19 protein-coding genes and 1 pseudogene are annotated in these 20594 nt (G+C 39.1%); 7 read left to right on the forward strand and 13 right to left on the reverse strand.

Going from position 1 to position 20594, the window contains the following annotated elements:
• Window positions 1-22: 22 nt before the first annotated feature.
• The 3 genes from J7E66_RS22910 to J7E66_RS22920 all read right to left on the reverse strand — a co-directional run bounded on the left by J7E66_RS22910 (window position 23) and on the right by J7E66_RS22920 (window position 4543).
• Window positions 23-1969, reverse strand: a complete 1947-nt coding sequence (locus J7E66_RS22910) for a TOMM precursor leader peptide-binding protein (protein WP_215004082.1) — start codon at window positions 1967-1969, stop codon at window positions 23-25.
• Window positions 1966-3930: a putative thiazole-containing bacteriocin maturation protein gene (locus J7E66_RS22915; protein WP_215004084.1), complete on the reverse strand. Its 1965-nt coding sequence runs from the start codon at window positions 3928-3930 to the stop codon at window positions 1966-1968. The genes J7E66_RS22910 and J7E66_RS22915 overlap by 4 nt, the downstream gene beginning before the upstream one ends.
• A 175-nt stretch (window positions 3931-4105) precedes the next feature.
• Window positions 4106-4543 (reverse strand): heterocycloanthracin/sonorensin family bacteriocin, encoded by a 438-nt coding sequence (locus tag J7E66_RS22920; RefSeq protein ID WP_308162571.1) that lies wholly within the window; start codon window positions 4541-4543, stop codon window positions 4106-4108.
• Between the two features lie 238 nt (window positions 4544-4781).
• Here J7E66_RS22920 and J7E66_RS22925 point away from each other — a divergent pair, with 238 nt between their 5' ends.
• Window positions 4782-5039, forward strand: coding sequence for an HPr family phosphocarrier protein (locus tag J7E66_RS22925; RefSeq protein ID WP_098933234.1), 258 nt, complete (start codon window positions 4782-4784; stop codon window positions 5037-5039).
• An 82-nt stretch (window positions 5040-5121) separates the two neighbouring features.
• Here the strand turns inward: J7E66_RS22925 and J7E66_RS22930 are convergent, their stop codons facing one another.
• From J7E66_RS22930 to J7E66_RS32385, 4 genes are all read right to left on the reverse strand, one after another.
• Window positions 5122-5817 (reverse strand): YoaK family protein, encoded by a 696-nt coding sequence (locus J7E66_RS22930; RefSeq protein WP_215004088.1) that lies wholly within the window; start codon window positions 5815-5817, stop codon window positions 5122-5124.
• Window positions 5818-6238: 421 nt separating this feature from the next.
• Window positions 6239-6544, reverse strand: a complete 306-nt coding sequence (locus tag J7E66_RS22935; RefSeq protein ID WP_215004090.1) for a hypothetical protein — start codon at window positions 6542-6544, stop codon at window positions 6239-6241.
• A 710-nt stretch (window positions 6545-7254) separates the two neighbouring features.
• On the reverse strand, window positions 7255-8244 hold the full coding sequence (locus J7E66_RS22940) for a Gfo/Idh/MocA family protein (RefSeq protein WP_215004092.1): 990 nt from the start codon (window positions 8242-8244) through the stop codon (window positions 7255-7257).
• Window positions 8245-8258: 14 nt separating this feature from the next.
• A complete protein-coding gene (locus tag J7E66_RS32385) occupies window positions 8259-9422 on the reverse strand; it encodes a YecA family protein (RefSeq protein ID WP_285289249.1) in 1164 nt (387 codons plus the stop codon).
• Window positions 9423-9676: 254 nt separating this feature from the next.
• On the opposite strand from J7E66_RS32385, the gene J7E66_RS22950 reads away from it, so the two are divergent.
• Window positions 9677-10201, forward strand: a complete 525-nt coding sequence (locus J7E66_RS22950; RefSeq protein ID WP_215004094.1) for a YsnF/AvaK domain-containing protein — start codon at window positions 9677-9679, stop codon at window positions 10199-10201.
• Between the two features lie 74 nt (window positions 10202-10275).
• Window positions 10276-10680: a YsnF/AvaK domain-containing protein gene (locus J7E66_RS22955; RefSeq protein WP_215004096.1), complete on the forward strand. Its 405-nt coding sequence runs from the start codon at window positions 10276-10278 to the stop codon at window positions 10678-10680.
• Window positions 10681-10750: 70 nt separating this feature from the next.
• On the opposite strand, the gene J7E66_RS22960 is transcribed toward J7E66_RS22955, so the two are convergent.
• The 6 genes and pseudogenes from J7E66_RS22960 to J7E66_RS22980 form a co-directional block, all read right to left on the reverse strand.
• Complete coding sequence (locus J7E66_RS22960) at window positions 10751-12874, reverse strand: glycoside hydrolase family 3 protein (RefSeq protein ID WP_215004098.1); 2124 nt, start codon at window positions 12872-12874, stop codon at window positions 10751-10753.
• A gap of 221 nt (window positions 12875-13095) precedes the next feature.
• Window positions 13096-14319 (reverse strand): AraC family transcriptional regulator, encoded by a 1224-nt coding sequence (locus tag J7E66_RS22965; RefSeq protein WP_215004100.1) that lies wholly within the window; start codon window positions 14317-14319, stop codon window positions 13096-13098.
• A 412-nt stretch (window positions 14320-14731) separates the two neighbouring features.
• Window positions 14732-15394 carry a fructose-6-phosphate aldolase gene (fsa, locus tag J7E66_RS22970; RefSeq protein ID WP_215004102.1) on the reverse strand — a complete coding sequence of 221 codons (663 nt, stop codon included), beginning with the start codon at window positions 15392-15394 and terminating at the stop codon, window positions 14732-14734.
• A 39-nt stretch (window positions 15395-15433) separates the two neighbouring features.
• Window positions 15434-15559, reverse strand: a pseudogene (locus tag J7E66_RS32005) (phosphogluconate dehydrogenase (NAD(+)-dependent, decarboxylating)); the annotation flags it as partial.
• Window positions 15560-15786: 227 nt separating this feature from the next.
• Entirely contained in the window at window positions 15787-16950 is a 1164-nt protein-coding gene (locus tag J7E66_RS22975) for an iron-containing alcohol dehydrogenase (RefSeq protein WP_215004104.1), read from the reverse strand.
• A gap of 105 nt (window positions 16951-17055) precedes the next feature.
• Window positions 17056-17625: a class I SAM-dependent methyltransferase gene (locus J7E66_RS22980; protein ID WP_215004106.1), complete on the reverse strand. Its 570-nt coding sequence runs from the start codon at window positions 17623-17625 to the stop codon at window positions 17056-17058.
• A gap of 230 nt (window positions 17626-17855) precedes the next feature.
• On the opposite strand from J7E66_RS22980, the gene J7E66_RS22985 reads away from it, so the two are divergent.
• From J7E66_RS22985 to J7E66_RS23000, 4 genes are all read left to right on the forward strand, one after another.
• Window positions 17856-18047: a hypothetical protein gene (locus tag J7E66_RS22985; protein ID WP_215004108.1), complete on the forward strand. Its 192-nt coding sequence runs from the start codon at window positions 17856-17858 to the stop codon at window positions 18045-18047.
• A 127-nt stretch (window positions 18048-18174) separates the two neighbouring features.
• Window positions 18175-18456, forward strand: coding sequence for a hypothetical protein (locus J7E66_RS22990; RefSeq protein ID WP_088088321.1), 282 nt, complete (start codon window positions 18175-18177; stop codon window positions 18454-18456).
• 181 nt (window positions 18457-18637) lie between these two features.
• Window positions 18638-19318, forward strand: a complete 681-nt coding sequence (locus J7E66_RS22995) for a zinc metallopeptidase (protein WP_215004110.1) — start codon at window positions 18638-18640, stop codon at window positions 19316-19318.
• Window positions 19319-19718: 400 nt separating this feature from the next.
• Window positions 19719-20498, forward strand: a complete 780-nt coding sequence (locus J7E66_RS23000; protein ID WP_215004112.1) for a Cof-type HAD-IIB family hydrolase — start codon at window positions 19719-19721, stop codon at window positions 20496-20498.
• Window positions 20499-20594: the final 96 nt, after the last annotated feature.

A 20594-nucleotide genomic window follows, 5' to 3' on the forward strand; every position in this document is an offset into this window, starting at 1 on the left:
TCCTTGCCTCCTAGTTCGCCTCTTATGGAAACGGATGCGGATGTGGGTTTAATTGTTTAAGTGTCAGCGGTTGTTTTGAATAACCGAGTTCCATCGGTACCCTGAGCACACGCTCCAGCCCAGTTACACGGGTAAGATGTTGTCCGAATGTCATCGGCAGCATCCCCGGAATCAGCACTTTCACGCAATACAATCCGTTCCGTTTCAATTCTGGTGCCGTCTGGTCCACCACAATTACATCAAGATTTAATGGTCGAAAAACTTGAAGTATGTCCAGCAGATCATCTGTAAGGTCCGTATGCCTCGATTTCCACTTGAATTCCTCGTCAAATGTTCTCAAGGGACGATTATCTTCAAGTAAAAAATCCAGGCGATCTTCCGCTTTCGGCAAACCGTACAGCATCCCATGATCATCCATCTGTTGCACCAGAGATGAATCTTGCAGCATTCGGCTATACTTTTCCTGGTTAGACTCCAATTTTTCGTCAAGCGTCAGCATCATGCCAGCCAACTCATGGACAGCGCTCTTAACCGCTCTTACCGGGTCCAGATGTGCTCCAGCCGCACAGATGAGATTTAACCCCTTTTTCTTCATGTTTTTAGCAATCGCACAAATACTTGGTATTCCATGCTCCATCGTCGAGTTATACAAATAAAGATCATATCCCGCGACCGACCTCATACGTTCGATCATTAACTGCAATTCTTGGTCATCAGCTGAGGAAGGGTCAAGACGCGGCAGGTTCAGCTGTGCGTACCAAGTCATTAGAAATGAATCACGCTCCACCACTTCCATAATTCCGTAAAAAATAGACTCCTCCAAACTTCCGCCTAATGCACATCCGTTGGAAGTTTCATAGACAAATCCACGCTGCCCGCAGCCCAAGCTGTAATAGGCAAGCAACTCTGGCACAAGAATCGGACGCTCTTCCAAAAACGAATAACCCCATACCCAATTCATTGATCGTTCAGGATTAAACGGTTGAAAAGGAAAACCATGCTGCTCATACTGTTCCTTTGCATGCACACCTACTTTCATAGGATTAAGTGCCTTATTTTTCAAATTGCTGAAACTATCAAAGACGACTGTACGTTTCCCGCGTGGCTCCAGACCGCAGTACCGCTCGAGTCCTTCTAAAATGGCAGTCAACTCACTTACCTCATATGAATTTGTCCTTCCTGCTGTTCCCTCATCCCCCTCGAACAAAGGCAGATTCACACTGACATCGGCAAATGGCGGCACGAGGTCAACCATTTTACCATTCAAAAGGCCCGTTCGATGATCTAGGTAGTCTTTAACTAAAACTTTATTCAGATCATCCAACGAACGGCAGCGGTAACTGTCTAGGCTGATCTTCGGACTTGGATGCAATGAGATTTGAGCAGCGTCCTCCGAATCGTCTGGTAAATGGCTGCAAACCGGACACAGCGGGTCAGGGAGAAAGGAATGCCATGAACTCTTTAATGTTTTCAAATTAATTAAACATACCTGTTCTTCCGAAAGTGCATGATCACCCTGCAAAATTCGCTGTGCCTCTGCTCTGATCTGGTATGACAGCTGCAAGAGTCCTGTGAAGGATACCCAGCCTTCAGGCTGCATACCACGGTATTCCTTCAGCCTCTGCTTCATCTCCCACATCTCTTTTCGGTCGCGTCCAGCCATGAGACGTCTCATATCCGCACACTGAGAACACCCCGGCGTCCCTGGTCGAATTAGCGGCCCCACTACACCCTCTCCAAATGAAACGAAGCCTCGCAGCCATGGTGTACCTGTTAGCCGAAATATCTCTTCTGCCTTTTGATGAACGGAAGGATTCCAGGCATCCTGCAGCACCAGAGCCAAATCAGTTTTTTTCGGTACAACCGCCTCGAATTCGGTCTGGCGAACTACATGGTAATGAGCGAACAGTTCTTCACATACACTGTCCGCCACCACCCCTTCTCCAACAACCAACACGACAGCGCTCACCTAGATTCCTCCTTTCGAAGCAACACACCAAACACCCCTGCCAATCCTTCTTTCAAAAATGGTTCTATTTCTTGTTCGAACACCGAAAGCCGCTTATGATTTCGTTCCAAGACTTCCATAGCGGACTGCAAGTTCTCGGATTTTATCCTCTCTTCACAAGCAGGGATTACTAGGCTTAGCGGCACCATTTCTTCCAGAAGCAAGGATGAAACATCAAACACTTGCTCGGTGAGGCTAGTATTTGGGTTTTGAACTTTGATTAGTGCTTGTTGTAACGCCTTCCGTAACGCCAATGTTATATTCAAATCTACACTGCGATACCAGCCGTCACTTGTACCGACCCATGCCACAGGGAAACCGGACACTTCCTCCCCTAAGCCGATAACTGGTGCCCCCTGCATTGTAGTCAGCGCCTGCAGATAAAACCGGCAACGCTCATCCTCTACAGCACTCAAGTGCACCCGAGAGATAGATATCTTCTGATTAAACTGTTGAATGTTCAGCTCTTCGGCCAAACACTTTTGCAACCCGCGGCAAACTCCTTCCGCAAACGTTTCCCCAGTCCCAACCCCAACAAATTCCTGCAATTCTATCATTCTACCCTCTACTTCCTGATGTGGAAGTAGCCTCGTAGCGAGCAAATCGACCATTCGTGACGCATAGGCTTCAATCCCAGCAAGACCGGCTTCCCTTCGAGCCTCCTCATGTGTCAGTCCTGAACAGACAATTTCTCCTAACAGCTTAGCCGGTCCGGCAGATAAAGGGTCGACTGCCTGCACACGACACTGAGCTAACGGAAGTTGCTTTAAATTTCCCTCCTCCCAAATATGGAAAATCCCTGACTCTTTTGATGTCAATTGGTGGAAAAAAAGTAGCAATTCACTCGGTTCATCACTGCTTAATCCCTGTCCAATCCGCCTATCGAAATCTTCTACCCATTTAGTCGATATTCGTCCGGTCACCAGTGGATGGGGAATAAACGAGTGCCAGTGTCCTTCCAACGTATCAAGATCAAGCAAAAAGAATTGATTCTTTTGTTCCAGTTCGGTTACTCCTGTAACCTCTTTAAACAATTCAAATACGATTACATTGGCCAACATTGCGCCGGCAGTGGAAGAGAAAGCAGTAATTTGCTGGTCTTTGAGTAGCACAGATTGGTGCAAGCGGCGCCAAGCAGACTCCCAGCTCGACTCAGATTCTGGATTCACTAACGGACCCGCTATTCCCACCTGCTGTAAGCAAATAGCAGGGAGGAATGCCTTTTTCTCTTCCCCACAAACCGTATGCAGAAGCCGCAACTCCTCTAAATTGCCTTCTTGTGACACATACAAAATCGAATCAAACGGCTGCACACACTCCCGCCAAAAACTCACCCCATCGTCCTTCAGGCTGACCTCCTCTACCTCCACCTCAGGGTCTGTCTTACAGGCATGTGCCACAAGTTCCGTTAACCGCCGTCTATTAGTCGGTACCGTGTCAGTGATTAACAATTTGAACTTGGGTAATCCGGATTCAATTAACGAAGACACTAACGAAACAAAAAAAGGACCTGAGCCAACTGCCAACACTTTGGCCTGACGATAGGTTTGAAAACGGTACGCTCCCGAATCAACAAAACTGTCGACAAATTCAATTTGAAAAGCATGCCTTTTAAGAACCTGATCCTCCAATTGATGCGGATGATCTTGACTTACATCACGGACAAACCCATTTCGATACAGCACTTCTGCAATTTCATACACTCGATCTCGGTATGGGCCCGGCAATCCCTCTGTTAAATTCCCCAAAGTATACTCCCCGTTGAACATCGGTATCAGCTTTTCAACCCACTGATCGATCGTACTGCCTTCCATACGGAACGAGCTAATGTTGTTCCGAAAATACACACCGTTGTTTGAATCTGGGAGAAAAAACGTATCCCTTTTCACTTTCAGACGCATAGAAGGGTTCAAACTTGTCATTTCGCTCCTCCTTAGCCGTAGCTTTACTCCATTCTGTAACATCACTTCACTATAATTCTATGTACCGCAATTTGTCCCTTATGTCTAAGCTAAAAGAGAAGAGCCCCTACAAAAACTCATGCAGGGACTGTCTCTTCTTCTTAAAAATCAGTTTTACATTAGAAAAATCGAACGATTAACCGCCGCACCGATGTCCACCGCATCGATGGCCGCCGCCACAATTAGAGCAATGAGAGCAATTAGAACACCTAAAGCAACTAGAGCAACGGAAACAACTAAAGCAGTTAAAGCAGTTAAAACAGCTAAAGCAACTAAAACAACTAAAACAGCGGCCAAAACCACCAATACCACCAATACCGCCAATACCGCCAAAACCGCCGAATTGTCGGGACTGATCATCATTGTAGTATTGGTTATAGTCAAAAGGAACTGCCTGACTCGCTTGGAAATCGCCAACGTTCAACATTTGGAGATCATTTTGGAAAGGATTCATTTTCATACCTCCGTCTATTTTAAATGAACAATTTGTGCTAGCACATGAAAGGGGAACAGAACAAATCAGAAAAAAGTGTGTTACAGGTGAATTCACCGATGCTTCAAGTACTCTCTCCATCAAAATATGAAAAATGGGTGGGTATTGCCACTGATTCAAAAGCCTATTTTTATGGGACATCTATTCAATTTACTAGATTTAAACTAAAGTACTAGGGAACTCAATAGGCAGCGCAGAAGGACTACCACACAAAATGGCCCATATTGAGTCAATGGTGCATTTTTAGTGACGTAGTTTCATACATAAGAAAAGTGCATTATTTACAGATGCTATAACATCGTATCCAAGGAGGAAAATCATGATACAACAAACAGTAACAATCAACAGGAATGCAGGTTTATATGCTCAGCCGGTCAATCAATTAGTTCAAAATGCTTCTCGATTTAATGCTGATATCTTTCTTACTTATAAAGGACGGAAGGTTAATGTAAAATCGGTACTCGGTGTTTTATCGTTAGCGATCCCTAAACAGGCAGAAATTATATTAGAAGTTTCCGGGGACGATGAAATAGAAGCACTAAGAGAGGTAATTCATACGTTGGAAATGGTTGAGTAGGAAGATTTCAATAGGAAGACAGGAAGAGGCTGGTTCTCCTTTGTTCCAGCCTCCTCTACACAATTACCCGGCACCTAACATACTATCTTATCGTTAAGGACTTGCTTATATACCCTCGATCCCGGTGATACAAAATAATTGCAATCACTAAGATTCCAGAAGCAATCCAAATAGAGGTGTTCCCTAAGTAGGTGGTGGAAAATGTCCCGGTTAATGCTCCAAATAAAAAGGAAAGAATGATCACAAAAAATTCTTTGAATTGTTTTCTGGCTTCATCATTATCTTCTTTTAAGGCCAAATAGGCTGCTTGAGTTGCCGTCCGAAGATTTCCTGTTGTCATGGTTGAATTGTAAGCCCATTTGTCGATTTTATTAAAAGTAGAAATTTGTAAAGAGGATACAAATGCGATACATACAGTTACTACGATGTTCGGCACACTTCGTGGTAATAGACCTACAATAATTAATACAAGGCATTCTAAGATAAGAATTGACCTTCTATAGCTGTGTAGAACTTGTCTAACACGAGGAATTTTAGCCATTTCTGATACCAAAACACCTAAGATAAATGCTAAAATGGGTGGGATATAATGCAGAGAGCCACGCCAATCCCTGTTCGCTGCTTTTACAGCGAGCAGGACCAAATTTCCTGTTTGGGCATTGGCAAATACGCCTTCTCTGCTGATAAAAGTATAGGCATCTAGAAAACCTCCAACGACCGCTAACAAAATACCCAAATAAAATGAGTTGGACGATAACGAGGGGATTTTATCTTTCACTATGTGATCTCCTTGTTTCAATTTACTAACCTCAATAGTATTTCCTAGATGGTATAAGAAAACTATACAATGAAAAGTTCCCACATTTTTGACAATAAAAGAAAATAATTTGTTCAACCCGTCAATTTGCGGTGAAATTTTTATTATTTTCCTATTAAAATTCAGCCATATTTGCAGTTTTAGATTTTATGAGCGAATTTTTATAGTTAATGGGCGAATTTTTCTACTTTATGAGCGGATTTTCGCATTCAATGGGCGAATCGCGAAATCTATCAAAGTTTGCCATTTCTATCAGCGAATTTGCCAATCCTATCAGCGAATTCCTTTGTTCTATCAGCGAAATAGATAATAAGTACCAATGTAGAATCCAAAGAAAAAGGGGCTAACCCAATTAGTTAGTCCCAGGTTTTACAACCCATTATTATTGATTATTCCTCATCCAATCGATAAGTTCTGCGATCGCATCCTCAAAATCGACAGCCGCCGTCCCGTCTTCTGGAATTTGCTCCATGCTATTATCGTATTCATCCAGCCTGACTATTAGTTCCTCCATACTTTCATCTGTGCTTTGTTTCTTTGATTGATATTTTTTGGCTTTATTTAAAAGGTCAGAGAACTGATCATCCTCACCAATTTCGTCAACCATACTCCATACCTCTTGTAACACCGACTCCAATCTTTGTACCGATTCGTGCAACTTTTGTAATTTCTCAATTGAGTTTTCCATTATAAGTACTTCCTTTCTTTCTAAAAATGCAGCTCGTCTGTTTTATCTGATCCTTACTCAAACATATTATTTTCATATCCAATAACAACTATGAAAAAACATTCGATCATCCTTCCACAGCATTTTTACCATACATTAATGTCACATAATCACCCCATTGTGGTGCATTTTCCGATTGCTCTAATCATTATCGCTACATGTTATGATTTTTTGGATGGTAACAAAGCGTAGATTTTCACCGAAGAAAGGTTTTTGGCTGTGGACCGTAGCGTTTATTATTGCTTGGATAGCAATTGGCACTGGACCCGAGCACGATTCTAGAGGAAATACAAATGTAAAAAAAACGCCTAAAGGCGTTTAATAATTACACTTTGGACAAGGTTGAAAGCGGTGTTTTTCATGTCCGCATTGTCTGCACTTGTCTGAGTATTGTTTACTATTTTTAAACTTCCATTGTTCATACGTGATCCCATAAGAACCTTCATCGTTTAAGTATTTGATATAATCATTCCCATAAGGATAGATCAACTAAATCACCTCCAGCGCTCCCTATAAATGTATGCGCTTACATACACTAAAAACACTGAAAATAAATAAAAAAAAGTGTCAGGCACCAATCATTTTCTGAAAGGGCCAAACACTTTCGCTGGCATAAGATGACCGACCTAAAAAATTAGGACCAACCGTGAAAGGTTGATCCTAGTCCCATACTACTGATAATAATTCTTCACCATTTCTCCCATGACCCAGTTCGTTCTGGTTCCTGTCACTCCACTGCTAGGGCAATGAGAGCTGCCACTTGTTAAGTCAGCCACAATCGTTTCGACAAGTGGTTGATGGACGTGCTCTGGTCGCTCGAAACTCCATTGCTCCGTTCCGCTCGCTGTCGTTAAAACAATGGGCTCGTTTCCGAAAGTGGAAAAGGTGATTTTCCCAAGGCTCCCCACGATTTCATTCACATCGACATCTTCAAAAGCAGTAAAACACCAATTTCCGACACCATGGACGCCAGATTCAAACCGATATGTACCTGTTACGATATCTTCGGAACGATAATAGCCTGCTTGATTAGAAGCAAATCCTTGCACAGACGTAATCGGTCCAAGTAAAAAATCTAATAGATCAAGCGTATGGCTGGCTAGATCAAAAAATAGTCCCCCGCCTGCTAATTCAGGTTGAACTCGCCACGGAAGATGTTGTGGGTCCAACACATCTTCCGTAGCTTTTTGATATTGTGTTGATGATACAAACCGTACCTCACCAACTTCCCCATTTTCCAACAGCTCTTTTATTTTTAAAAATCGCTGTTGTGCCCTCCGGTAGTAAGCCACATATAATGGGACTCCTGCCTCTTCACATTCTGCAATCATCTCTTGGCATTCCGCGAAATTGCGTGCCATTGGCTTTTCTACATAAACAGGTTTCCCTGCCTTTGCTGCCTTGATTGTATATTCCTTATGCGAACCAGGCGGTGTTGCAATATAGATAGCATCTACATCTGGATCGTTTATGAGTTCATCCGCATTATCGTACCATTTTCTAACATTGTGCCGGTCTGCATAATCTTTGGCAAGTTCCCCCGTTCTTCTCATAACGGCAACCAACTCAGAATTATTAATTTTTTGGAAGGCTGGACCGCTTTTCACTTCTGTCACATCACCGCATCCAATGATTCCCCAACGAACTTTATCAAACTTCATCGCACTTAATCTCCTTATTTGCCACAGCACTTTTTATATTTTTTGCCGCTTCCACACGGGCACGGATCATTTCGTCCTATTTTATTTTCAGTTAAAATTGGACCGTTTTGGGAAATTCCACCCTGCTTGCTTTTATTTCTAAATTCTATTTCTCTTCCAAGTGCTGCTAGCTTCCAATTCATTAGTTCCGGATGTGGCTCGCCTAAAATGGAATAATAACTATAAACAGTCTGTTCAATATCTACGAGGCTTGAGAAGTATTCCTTTTTCATATGATCGCTAATTTCAGGAAGCGCATCTTTAGAAAGCTGATGACAGAGTGCTTCGATCAGAATATCCTGATCTTCGAGTTCATCTGAATATTGATAGGCCTCTCTCAAAACCTGAACAGCGAGGTCTGATTTAATATTTTCAATAACAGAACTAGCAAAAATAATCGAATCCGATTGCTTTAAATAAGGTCCAACCTCTTTCACAACCTTATCCGATTGAAACCGAATTAACGCCGATGCAACTTCTTCTAACAAGATATCTTCATCACGGTTTAACAAACTGGATAGAAATGGGATATGCTTGTCAAGTTTCAGTAATCCAATCATATACACCGTCAAGATTCCATTAAATGAAAACCATTGTTCCTTTAATTCCTCTTGAAGAATCACTTCTACTTCATCTTCAGTGATCCAGCCATTTTGAACGATGCATGCAGCCAGTTTTTTAGCTTGTATGTAAAGTGGATGTTGATAAGAATCCGCTTGGTCAAGAGTATTTATTGTTTTTGCATATTTATTCCAAACTTCTTCTTCCGTCCCGTTTACGATTAGCTCATATAATGGCCAACGATCCTCACCAATGTATCTTTGCAGTTGCTCTCTATATTTTAGAGCGAGCCTTGGATCGATACGTTCTAACAAATTCACCGCTAAGTGGATCTTGGTCTTGTCCATCCTAGGAATATTTTCTAGTAAAACGTTGACAGCGTCTTCATTGATTTTCATGTTTTCTATGTAGATTAAAATAGAGGATTGCTTGTCCTGGTTTTTAAAGGCTTCCGTCAATAATTCGATTGTCCATTCTTCTGGGACGTTTGGATAATCGTGTAATGCATGAAGCACCGTTTCTTGAATTAATATATCATGGCTAATCAAGTGTGGTTTAATTTTTTCAAAAAATGTCAAAATGAAATCCCCTCCACAATACAATTGCTCAAACTCAATTTAATTATATTCTTTTTAGTCACCAGCTCCAAACAAGATTGTTTCATAATTAAACAATAATTATGCCATGAAAATATTTCATACATAGTGAATCTTACATCAGCTCGAATATCATCTTTTCATACCTTTTTTCTAATGATTTTAAAGTATAAAGAACCCACATGAGTACATTATAAAAAAGGCTTGACCATAAACAACATACAAGGGGGATTTTTATGAGCGACTTTTTAGGATTATTCGGTGATGATAAATCACAAAACACTGAAAGTGAAAATAGCCAAACCACTATGAGCAATCAAGGGAACGATCCCAGTACAAGTACCCAGGATACTAAAACTGACGGCTCTCTCCAGCTTCATAAAGAAGAGTTAGACATTGTAAAGAATAATGTCGATGCTGGACAAGTAGTTATTTCTAAAGATGTCGTGGAAGAACAAAGAACTGTCGACGTTCCTGTAATGCACGAGGAAGTTGTCATAAAAAGAACACCGTTAAATAACGAACGTAGCGATGGATCTACTATATCTCAGGAAACCATTACGATTCCTGTTACCCAGGAGCAAGTTGAGGTAAACAAGTATACGGTTGCGACCGAGGAGATTTCAGCTTCGAAACGTCAAATTGAGGATACTCAGAAAGTACAAGAGACACTCAGACACGAAGAGGCTCATGTTGATACAACCGGAAGTGTCGATATCGTTTCTGACGGGTCAAGCTTTAACGATATAAATAATAGCTAAAAACAAAAACACCTTTTCATTGCTGGGCAATGGAAAGGTGTTTGCACTACTTTCCAATGGAGGGAGAGATTAAGTTGCCTGAAAAGAAGACCGAGCATCAAGAAGATAAAACGATCCAACTACATAAGGAAGAATTGCAGGTTAACAAGAAGTGGGTTGTGACGGCAGATGTTAGAGTATATAAGAAAACGTATACCCTGGAGAAACAAATTGTCGTTCCTATAATCCGTGAAGAGCTAATTATTGAGAAAAAGATATTAAATCCAGAAAGTGGAACAACTACACAAATTGAAACCACTCAAATTCCTCTCTGCGAAGATCGTATTGAGGTCATATTAAACCCAACTATCCTTAATGATGTAGAAATTTTTAGGAATCAGTTTGAAGAGATTATTCAGATTAACGAAAATGTGAAAGAAGAAAAAGTCCAAATAGATACAATTGGGGATGTAAAAGTAGTGGTTGATGATAAATTGTAGAAAGCTATAATAATGTAAAAACTCGCCAAGTTAATATTGGCAAGTTTTTACATTATGACTCTTAGCTAAATTAATAGGTTAATCCATGACCAAGTTTATAGATATTCCCATCGCTATCTTTATAAGCATAGTTAAGTCCTTCAGGCATATATTCGTCCTTGACATAACCCGGTACATCATTTCTCGACACGCACTCACCATTTTCATCAACCGCAATGACCGCTTCACTCGCTGGCAATGTCAACGGTAACACACCTACTGGTGAGCTATTGCCCGCCATAACCTCATACTGTGCCTTATAGTAGGTATCATATCCAGCGATCAATGCATCTGCCAATGGCTCAACATTTCCAAGGATCCATGGCAGAATGACATTAACACTCATGATTACTTTGCCGCCACGAATATGGATACTGTCGGCCACTTCTTTTAAATGGTTCATCCCACTCAAAGTCGTTTCTTGGTAGGAAGTACCATCCAAAGCAGCTACCGTTTTATCTTCGCATATTTCAAGTTCTAATAGTCCTGGTGTCGCATTGAAATAAGCTCCAGATTTTGGACTTAAAAATAATATAGCTACATCAGCTTCTTCATGATTATCGGTCAAAGTAAATTGACCAAGCTCTTGACATTCCTGTCTAGCTTTTTCAGTATATGAAGTTGCTCGTTCGGTCTCCTTGTGGAAAACTTCCACATAAACCTTCTTACCCTCAAGATTTTCAGCTGTTAAAGGTAATGTCTGCTTCTGATTCTTAAGTACAGTTACCGATTTTTTATGCGCTTCATAAGCAGCTTCCCAGTTTGCTGGATTTTTCACCGCTTCAGCAGCATGGTCGGGTGAAATATACGTACGGTCATCAAATAGTCCTAATGCAAACATTTCTGTAAGCAGTCGTACATTGGCCTCATTAATCCGCTTCTCACTGATCCATTTCTTTTCGATCGCTTTTTTTAGGTTTTCAATATCATTAGTGTCAGAAATAAGATCTGTCCCCGCATTAATCGCTTTAGCAAAACGTTCCGCCTCGCTTAAGGTTTCAACGCCCCAGCTCATTTTACTTGTAACGCCGCTGTCGCTATTTATATAACCCTTGAACCCTAGTTTTTCTCTAAGGATCGTATTTAAGAAATAATGATTAAATGTAAAACCAACCTCTTCGAAAGGAATGTCTTCCCCTTCGAATTCTTGAACCACACTTTTCTTGATACTAGGAATCGAATAATATGGCATCATAGATGAAGTCCCATGTTCTACCGCTGCCCGAAACGGAGGCAGGTGATACTTTTCTAGACTCCCTGGCGTTGGGTATAGGTTCCATTTCCCCTCTTCATAATGTGGATCAAATCCATTTTCCCTTGGTCCACCGCCAGGAAAATGCTTGGTCGTCATAGCAATACTATGATTTCCGAGGGTCTTCCCTTGAAAGCCGTCAATGATGCGGCCGATAACATCAGAAATAAATTCTGGGTCTTCACCGAATGTACCATATATCCGCTGCCATCTCGGGTCCGTAACAGTATCCGCCATATACATATATCCTTTTCTTATTCCAACCGCATCCCACTCATCATGTGCGATTTGGGCGAATTGGCTAATAAGAGAGGCATCACCGCCATTTTTCATATCTCCTTTTGCCGCTGCAGCAAGTCCTAACGTTCCAGGCCAAGTGGAAAAAATCCCAGCTGCATCATTCATACCAAAAATGAATTCAGTATTTTCGTTTCTTGAATTCGATGCGATTAAACAAGGAATACCAAGGCGTGTTCCCTCACATACTTCATTCATGGTATTCACCCATTCTGCCATTTCGGATGGACTCCAATTGTCTCTTAGAATAAAGTGGCGCAAATGCATGTTTTCAATCGTATGCGTGGTTCCATATACTTTTGCCAGTGCAAAAATAGTTTCGCCCTTTTCAACAATTCCTTCATCTAACACACCATCATGGCTTGTCTTACTCTTATCTTTTTGAGAAAGACCCATCTGACGAGAATTAATAAGCATCATTCCGACCTTTTCATCGGTATTCATCAATGAGACTAGGTTCTCCGCACGTTCTCTCGGACTTAAACGCCAATCCTTATATGGTTCTAATTTCCCACTGTTATTCAGATCTTTAAATTTTAGTCCATCAACTTCAATAATGTTCTTGACTCTTACTTCTAAATTCGGTTGTTTATGGTTAACTTCCATTTGAATGCCTCCTTAACTTGTTCATCCCCATCATTCGGGAAAAGTTGGGACAAGTGATAGATTCATGTTAGCAATTTGAGTTCGTTTTCACATCCATTATTGTTAACTTTTATATAAAATTGAACAGTATTTTAAATTATTTTTTATAAATAAAATTTATTTAGAGTGAAATTGAATCAAATTTATAAAAATACAAAGTTAACGTTGAAGAGTCAATGATTTTAATCATACTCCTTTTTTTCTAATGGTTTACTCCCTTTATACTCTGTAGCTGTCATTCCTTTTATTTCTTTAAATACTTTACAAAAATAATTATAGCTGCTAAAACCCACTTGAATACCAATATCTGTAATAGATAAATGACCCTGTTCCATAAGAAAAATTGCCTCTTCAATCCGCTTTTTATGAATATAATCAATGACACTTATATTCAATTCTTTTTTAAACTTCTTCGCAAGATATGCTCGATTAAATCCAATTTCAGCTGCTACAGATTGCACATTTATAGTTTCCTTAAAGTGGATATTTATATACATTAATGCTTTCCTTACAACAGAACTATATCCATTAACAGCAAAATTCTTAACCGCATCACAATATTCTTCAATCATACTGAAATTTATCGCATCTAAATCGGACATCGCTACCGCTGCCTCAATCTTAAGTGCGAATTTTTCCGAAATAGCATGTAAATATTGAGGTTCAACTCCTCCCTTAGCAGCAGCCATCCTATTCATAGTATTACTTGAAAAGCTAAGATTTTTTTTCGCTCGCAAAGGATTCCCTGGAACTCTATATGAAAAATCACCTGTGAATTCAATCAAAGCTTTCATTGCATTTTCCTTATCCCCAGTTTCGATAAAATGTAAAAATTTCTTTTCTGCCTCATACCTTAGCTTAACTTCCAAACCATCTTGGCCATAATCCTGCGGCTGTACATCCGGTTGATATTGCTCACTATGCTTTTTTGTCGTAATAAAATGGGAGTCAACTCGCGGATTCGCTAATAGATTCACTAACAAATCGCCAATTGCTATGTATGATTGTCCCAAATAGGGTAAGGATTTATAAAAATTCTCCAATGGTTTTACCCAATTATTTTCAAGATGATTTTCCCTCATCGCATTCCAGATAAAATGGTCAGTGACCCGCTCATTCAAGAAAGGCCCAACCAAAACCATTCCTTGAAACAGTTCTTCCTCGTTTATAGGCATCGCCATATACGATAGTTGGAATGAATCTGTATGAATACAAAAACTGTTTTTATTTGCCTTTTCTAAAGCTTTTTTAAGGTCCAAATAGATTTTTTTTCGAGCTTCTGCAAAAATTAGGGGTTCACTATCATCAGATATGTGCAGAATCGTTTGAAATTGATGATCGACCGCTTGTACATCAATATTAAAAGCATTTTTAATTAGCCAACATTTACTTATCAGTTCATCCACTAATATCACCCTTCAGAATCCTTTAAAACTATGTAATAAAATCAAAGAAAGAATGTAATCCACTGAAAATCTAGCAAAATTTTAATACTATAAATTCATTTCTTGAACTAACTATCTCTCCGGAAACCGCGAAATTATCTTGATTTCAGAGGATTTTCTTTTTGTTTTATTATAGAAGATTATGTGAAATTATCAAACTTCCCAGGATTTGGAAACCATGAAGATACACCAATCAATGAGATTTAATGGTTATAGATGAAAATACCTCTCCATAATTTTATTATGGAGAGGTATTTTTACTGTTTCTTAATGCTGAATACTCTTCAATATTAAAAAAAAACACCTTTATCATTTGACTAAGATAAAGGTGCTTAAATAACTCTATATAGAAATACGTATTAAGAATCTGTTTTTAAACAGTCGTTTTCCAGTCTGCAGCAAATTTTTCAATCCCTTGATCTGTTAATGGATGTTTTGATAATTGCTCAATTACCTTGAATGGAATCGTTGAAATATGAGCTCCAGCCATCGCTACACGGGTTACATGATCTGGATGACGAACAGATGCAGCAATGATTTGTGAATCCAAGTTTTGAATCTGGAACATCTTAGCAATTTTTGCGACTAATTCTACACCATCTTCGTTAATATCATCCAACCGACCTAAGAATGGTGAAACATAAGTTGCACCTGCTCGTGCAGCGAGCAATGCTTGGTTCACACTAAAAATCAAGGTAACGTTGGTTTTTACACCTTTTTTCGTTAGATAACGGCAAGCCTCTAATCCATCTAACGTCATTGGAAGTTTAATGGTGATGTTTTTATCGCCACCGTTAATTTTAATAAGTTCGTTTGCTTCTGCAATCATTTGATCAGCAGTCAAAGCATTAGGCGTTACCTCTGCAGAAACAGACTCAACCTCTGGTACAGCATTAAGGATTTCAGCAATACGGTCTTCGAATTTTACTCCCTCTTTTGCCACTAAAGAAGGGTTGGTTGTTACTCCTGATAACACACCAATTTTATAGGCTTTTTTGATTTCCTCTAGGTTTGCAGTATCGATAAAAAATTTCATAATCTTTTTCCTCCAATTTTAATAAAATAAATGCTTTTTTTAATTCTTTTCGACAGCATGTCCACCAAACACATTTCTTAATGCTGCTACAACTTTACCTGTAAAGGTGACCTTCTCAAAGGAACGATATCATATGAATAAAGACTTGGCAATAACTGGCGTAGCAATTAAATCAAAAGACCTTTATTATTTTCCCCTCAAATAGCCCCGATATTTTGTTAGATTTTGTTAAACTATACTTCTTAAGTATGTAACAAGAATATATCTATCCGACAAAAATCGTCAAGTAAAATATCTTGAATTAATGATATTTATTTCATCAGTTAAATTTTTCTACAAATAAAATTAACAAAACGAAACCTCGCTAAAATGTTGTGAGCGAGGTTTTTTTCTTATTTAGCCAAATGTAAAATCTGTACAACATCAGCTTCATGTAACTTTACAAAATTGCCTAGTGGTCCTCTTTCTGTTCCCTTTTTAGCCATTTCCTCCAAGTGCTCTTCACCAATACCAGCTTCTTTCAATGTTACCGGCATACCGATGGAGCTAAAGAATTGTTCTATTTTCTTGATTCCTGCTAAAGCGGTTTTTTCTAAATTGTTTAAGTCAATTTCTACATCCCAGACTCGATTAGCAAATTGAACAAATCTATTTACATCATGTTTATACACATGCTTCATCCAGGCTGGGAATACAATCGCCAAACCAGCTCCATGTGCAATATCATAAATGCCGCTGATCTCATGTTCAATATCGTGGCTTCCCCAATCACCAACTCTTCCTGTCCCTAACAAATCATTATGTGCAATTGTGCCTGACCACATAATCTCAGCTCTTGCATCGTAATTGGTTGGGTCCTCGATGACTGTATGTGCATTATTTATAATGGCTCGTAATGCCCCTTCACACAATCGATCTGTTAATTCTACATTCTTTTCATTAGTGAAATATCTTTCCAAGATATGCGCCATCATATCTGTGATCCCACATGCTGTTTGATAAGATGGTAAGGTGTATGTAAGAACAGGGTTTAGAATGGAAAACTTAGGACGCATGGTCGAATGACCCGTCGACCGCTTATACCATCCATCTTCGTTCGTTATAACCGTGCCCGAGCTAGATTCACTTCCCGCTGCAGGTATGGTTAACACTACTCCGATCGGCAGACAGTCTTGAACTGTAGATTTCCCTTCAAAGAAATCCCATACATCCCCATCATATTTCGCACCAGCAGCGATCGCTTTGGCCGAATCAATTACACTTCCTCCACCTACAGCAAGAATAAGGTCAATGTTATGTTCCTTACAAAGGGCAACTCCTTCTCTAACAAGGCTGACTCGAGGGTTCGGCTTTACTCCGCCCAATTCAATTATTTCGATGCCCTGTTCAAGTAATGACTGCAGAATCCTATCATATAGTCCGTTGATCTTGATACTACCTCCGCCATAATGCAAGAGAAGTTTTTTTCCATAAACAACGGCCTCTTGACCTACTAATTGCTCCTGATATTTACCAAATATTAACTTTGTACTGTTTTGAAAAACAAAATCTATCATGTTTATCCCTCCCACACAATATAGTAAACTTTTAAGAGATTAAAAACAACCGCTTTCATTCCTATTATCAATGGTGCCTGACACTTAAAGAATGCTCTTATAGTTTCAGACACTTTTTTGTTTCTGACAAAAAATCGTCTGTCGTCCATCATGTTCATTTTCCTCATAAAAAAGAACTTTCCAATCACTAAACTCAGCCAATAATTCTCCAGGTAGCAGTTTATATTGGTCGGATACTCCCTGACTCTCTTTTTTTGGAGACTTATAAAAGGTTTCCATAAAGAAATATCCATTGTCTTTAACGATTGATTTAACCAGCGGAAATAGTGATCGATCAAGATAATACGTGATGACAATCAAACTAAAAGAACTATTATTCAAATTAAGGTGGGTCATATCCGTCAGATCGCACAAACGAGGAAAAATAGCGAGCTTTTGCTTTCCTGCTATTTCCTCGAGATAGTTGACAGCTACATCTGATATATCAATCGCTTGTACTTGAAAATTTAATCGTGCCAGAAACAGACTGTTTCCACCAAGCCCACATGCAAGATCGAGCGCAGACCCGCCGGTTAAATAAGGTGACAGGATTGCTAATCTCTCATTCGGCATTGGTGCTTCCAATTGATTTATACGTTCTTTATATTTGCTATTCCATTTATTTTTCGGATTCATTTGGAACTCCTTAACTGTGACTGTAATAATTCGAGTTAGCAGTGATCAATAAGTCAAAAGTGGATGGTCAAATTTTTTGTTAATTGGATGGTTATTTTTTATATCATAAACCTTAATATAAGAATCATACATTGAAACTTTAATGAAAAGTCCATAATTTTGGCAAAAAATTATTTATTATTAAATAATTCAGTTTCTTTCGATTATTAATCTTAGTGAGGATGAAACATATGAAGTTTGGTATGGCTCTTATTATTATCATTTTAGTAGCTGCCCTGATTGGTACACTTGCGCTAACAGGAAAACCTGATGAGGACTATAAAGGTTCAACAAAACAAAACACAGTACGGTTGACGGCTATTTATGTAATTGTCATCTTAGGTGCAATCGGAGGATTGGCTTGGTATATTGCGATGAACTAAACATTTATGAGTATCCCCATAGCTGAAGCTAGGGTTTTTACGCTGCTTTTTGATAACTTTTCCTTTAATAATGATTAATAAATCTATGGCATTTGCACATATTAACCAAAAAAAGGTGTGATTGCCGATGGATTTTCCCACTATTAAAACGAATTTTTGGGATGCAATATTTGCAATTCCAATCATTATACTGTTAACTCAACTAATTAAGGTTTTTTTCAAAATACCGAAATGGTTTGTACCGACGATTGCACTTATTTTTGGCCTGGGAATCTCAATTTTTATTAGTCACAAGCACAACACCCTTGGCGGAATATTTATGGGTTGGTTTTATGGATATGCAGCGATCGGAACATATGCTTCATTAAAAACAAATATTATTGCTTTCAGAAATAAACAAAGGAAATAGTAAAATCGCTTATCTCACCATTAAAAAAGCACTTTAGGCTTCTCCCACTTCAATTATTATCTTTCTCCATTTCTCATGACATCTTTAGGCCTTAATGAAACAAGCACATTAATACTAAAAAAGTGCACTATAAAGTATAATAATGTATGTAAATTAGACATCTAAAGAAGGAGCATCTTTCATGGGTTTTATTGTTTATTTTGTTCTAATTATGATCATTCCACTATTAGTGCAAATGTACTTGAGAAATACTTATTCTAAATTTTTAAAAGTAGGAGCTTCCTCGGGTTTAACTGGAGCCCAGGCGGCTAGAAGAATCTTGGATCAAAATGGTTTGTATGATGTGTCAGTCGAACAAGTGTCTGGTCATTTATCAGATCACTATGATCCAAAAAGTAGAAGTGTTAGACTTTCCTCCACTAATTACAATGGTACTTCGATTGCATCGATTTCAGTTGCGATTCACGAGGTGGGTCACTGTTTACAGCAAAGGGACCGATATGTACCTTTACGCGTGAGACATGCATTAGTGCCTGTGGCTAATATCGGCTCTAATTTTTCATTTATCTTAATTTTAATAGGGTTACTTCTTTCTTCAGCCAATCTTTTATTACTAGGAATCATCGCAATGGCTGCGGCCGTGCTATTTCAGGTTATTACATTACCGGTGGAATTCAATGCAAGTTCAAGAGCACTGAATGTAATGATTGGTTCTGGTTTGATTAGAAATGAAGAAGAGTATCGGGCGAGGAAAGTACTAAATGCTGCGGCATTAACATATGTGGCTGCGACTGTAGTAGCTGTAGCTGAATTACTTCGTTTTGTTCTAATGTTTACAGGTATGCGGAATGATGAGGACTAATAAGATAATTGATGTTGTGGATAGTCCTAGTAAATTTTAATCAAGCTTATAGTATCGCTTGTCCTATCTCTTGCATACAATATACTAAGACGAAAGGAAGCACCTTTCGTCACCTTAGATTGACTATTTTTAGTCAGTCTTTTTTTAGGTCTGCTACCCCAAAAAAATAAATGATTTTTTTTCTAAGCCTAAAAAGAGTTAGTTTACATAATATTATTACAGTAATCATGAATTGAATATTTCTAGCCAACACAATTTTTATATATATACCCATCTGATAATATTACCTATTGCATTTTAAAATGTATAAGTGTTGCTTTTATAGGTTTTTTATGCAATATGTTATACTGTGCAGTATACCTGCGTAACAAAGCAAGATTGCATTGTAGGAGTGTGTTATATGAATTACAAGGTTGTCATCTTAGATATTGACGGAACGATCGTCCCGCATGGAAAAACGCTAAGTCCTGCCACAAAGGATGCGATTCAGCGGTTACGAGAGAAAAAAATAAACGTGGTTATAGCAACGGGGAGAGCTCCCTATTTTTCAGAGTCCATCCTTTCGGAAACTGGGGTAGACTCGATGGTCTTTTTTAATGGATCGTATGCCTATCATGAAGGAAAAGAAATATACAAGAATGCGATTGAAAAACATGTTTTAGAGAGAGTACATCTTTTGTCCAATGATTATCAACATCCACTGACTTTTTTGGGAGTTACGAGCTTTAAAGCTACCGATCTAAGCCATCCATTCGTCGTGGAAGCGTACCAACATGATCCGTGGAAGCCCGAACTTGCCCCACCTCAATTTTGGACAGAACAGGATATTTATCAAATGTTCCTTCATTGTGACGTGGAGGAAGAGGCTTCTTATCAAACAAAGATTCCGGAATTAGATTTCAGAAGATGGAGTTCAGGAGCAAGAACCTGTGACGTGAATTTGTCCAATTCCAATAAAGCAGTTGGTTTGACTAAATTGTTGGAAAGGTTCGGCATTGCACCTGATGAAGCTGTTGCCTTTGGCGATGGTTTAAATGATATGGAAATGCTGTCATTGGTCGGAATGGGAGTAGCCATGGGAAATGCTCGTGATGAATTGAAACAAGTAGCCGATATGGTCACACTCTCCGCAGAAGAAGACGGAGTTCGCTACGGATTAAAGCGCCTCGGTTTAATTTAATCGTCGTGTTTTTAAAAAATGGCTCAGTTCACTGTTCTGAGCCATTCCTTATTTTAATCTTTTAAAGCTTAATGAACTAAAGCTCTTGCACTCTTA

This window comes from Bacillus sp. ISL-7 (genome assembly GCF_018613065.1).

Bases quoted from the DNA above. Each gene is read 5' to 3' on its own strand.
- J7E66_RS22915 (WP_215004084.1), bottom strand. From the start codon at position 3,930: ATGACAAGTTTGAACCCTTCTATGCGTCTGAAAGTGAAAAGGGATACG.
- J7E66_RS22920 (WP_308162571.1), bottom strand. From the start codon at position 4,543: ATGGAGAGAGTACTTGAAGCATCGGTGAATTCACCTGTAACACACTTT.
- J7E66_RS22925 (WP_098933234.1), top strand. From the start codon at position 4,782: ATGATACAACAAACAGTAACAATCAACAGGAATGCAGGTTTATATGCT.
- J7E66_RS22935 (WP_215004090.1), bottom strand. From the start codon at position 6,544: ATGGAAAACTCAATTGAGAAATTACAAAAGTTGCACGAATCGGTACAA.
- J7E66_RS22940 (WP_215004092.1), bottom strand. From the start codon at position 8,244: ATGAAGTTTGATAAAGTTCGTTGGGGAATCATTGGATGCGGTGATGTG.
- J7E66_RS22950 (WP_215004094.1), top strand. From the start codon at position 9,677: ATGAGCGACTTTTTAGGATTATTCGGTGATGATAAATCACAAAACACT.
- J7E66_RS22960 (WP_215004098.1), bottom strand. From the start codon at position 12,874: ATGGAAGTTAACCATAAACAACCGAATTTAGAAGTAAGAGTCAAGAAC.
- fsa (WP_215004102.1), bottom strand. From the start codon at position 15,394: ATGAAATTTTTTATCGATACTGCAAACCTAGAGGAAATCAAAAAAGCC.
- J7E66_RS22975 (WP_215004104.1), bottom strand. From the start codon at position 16,950: ATGATAGATTTTGTTTTTCAAAACAGTACAAAGTTAATATTTGGTAAA.
- J7E66_RS22980 (WP_215004106.1), bottom strand. From the start codon at position 17,625: ATGAATCCGAAAAATAAATGGAATAGCAAATATAAAGAACGTATAAAT.
- J7E66_RS22985 (WP_215004108.1), top strand. From the start codon at position 17,856: ATGAAGTTTGGTATGGCTCTTATTATTATCATTTTAGTAGCTGCCCTG.
- J7E66_RS22990 (WP_088088321.1), top strand. From the start codon at position 18,175: ATGGATTTTCCCACTATTAAAACGAATTTTTGGGATGCAATATTTGCA.
- J7E66_RS22995 (WP_215004110.1), top strand. From the start codon at position 18,638: ATGGGTTTTATTGTTTATTTTGTTCTAATTATGATCATTCCACTATTA.
- J7E66_RS23000 (WP_215004112.1), top strand. From the start codon at position 19,719: ATGAATTACAAGGTTGTCATCTTAGATATTGACGGAACGATCGTCCCG.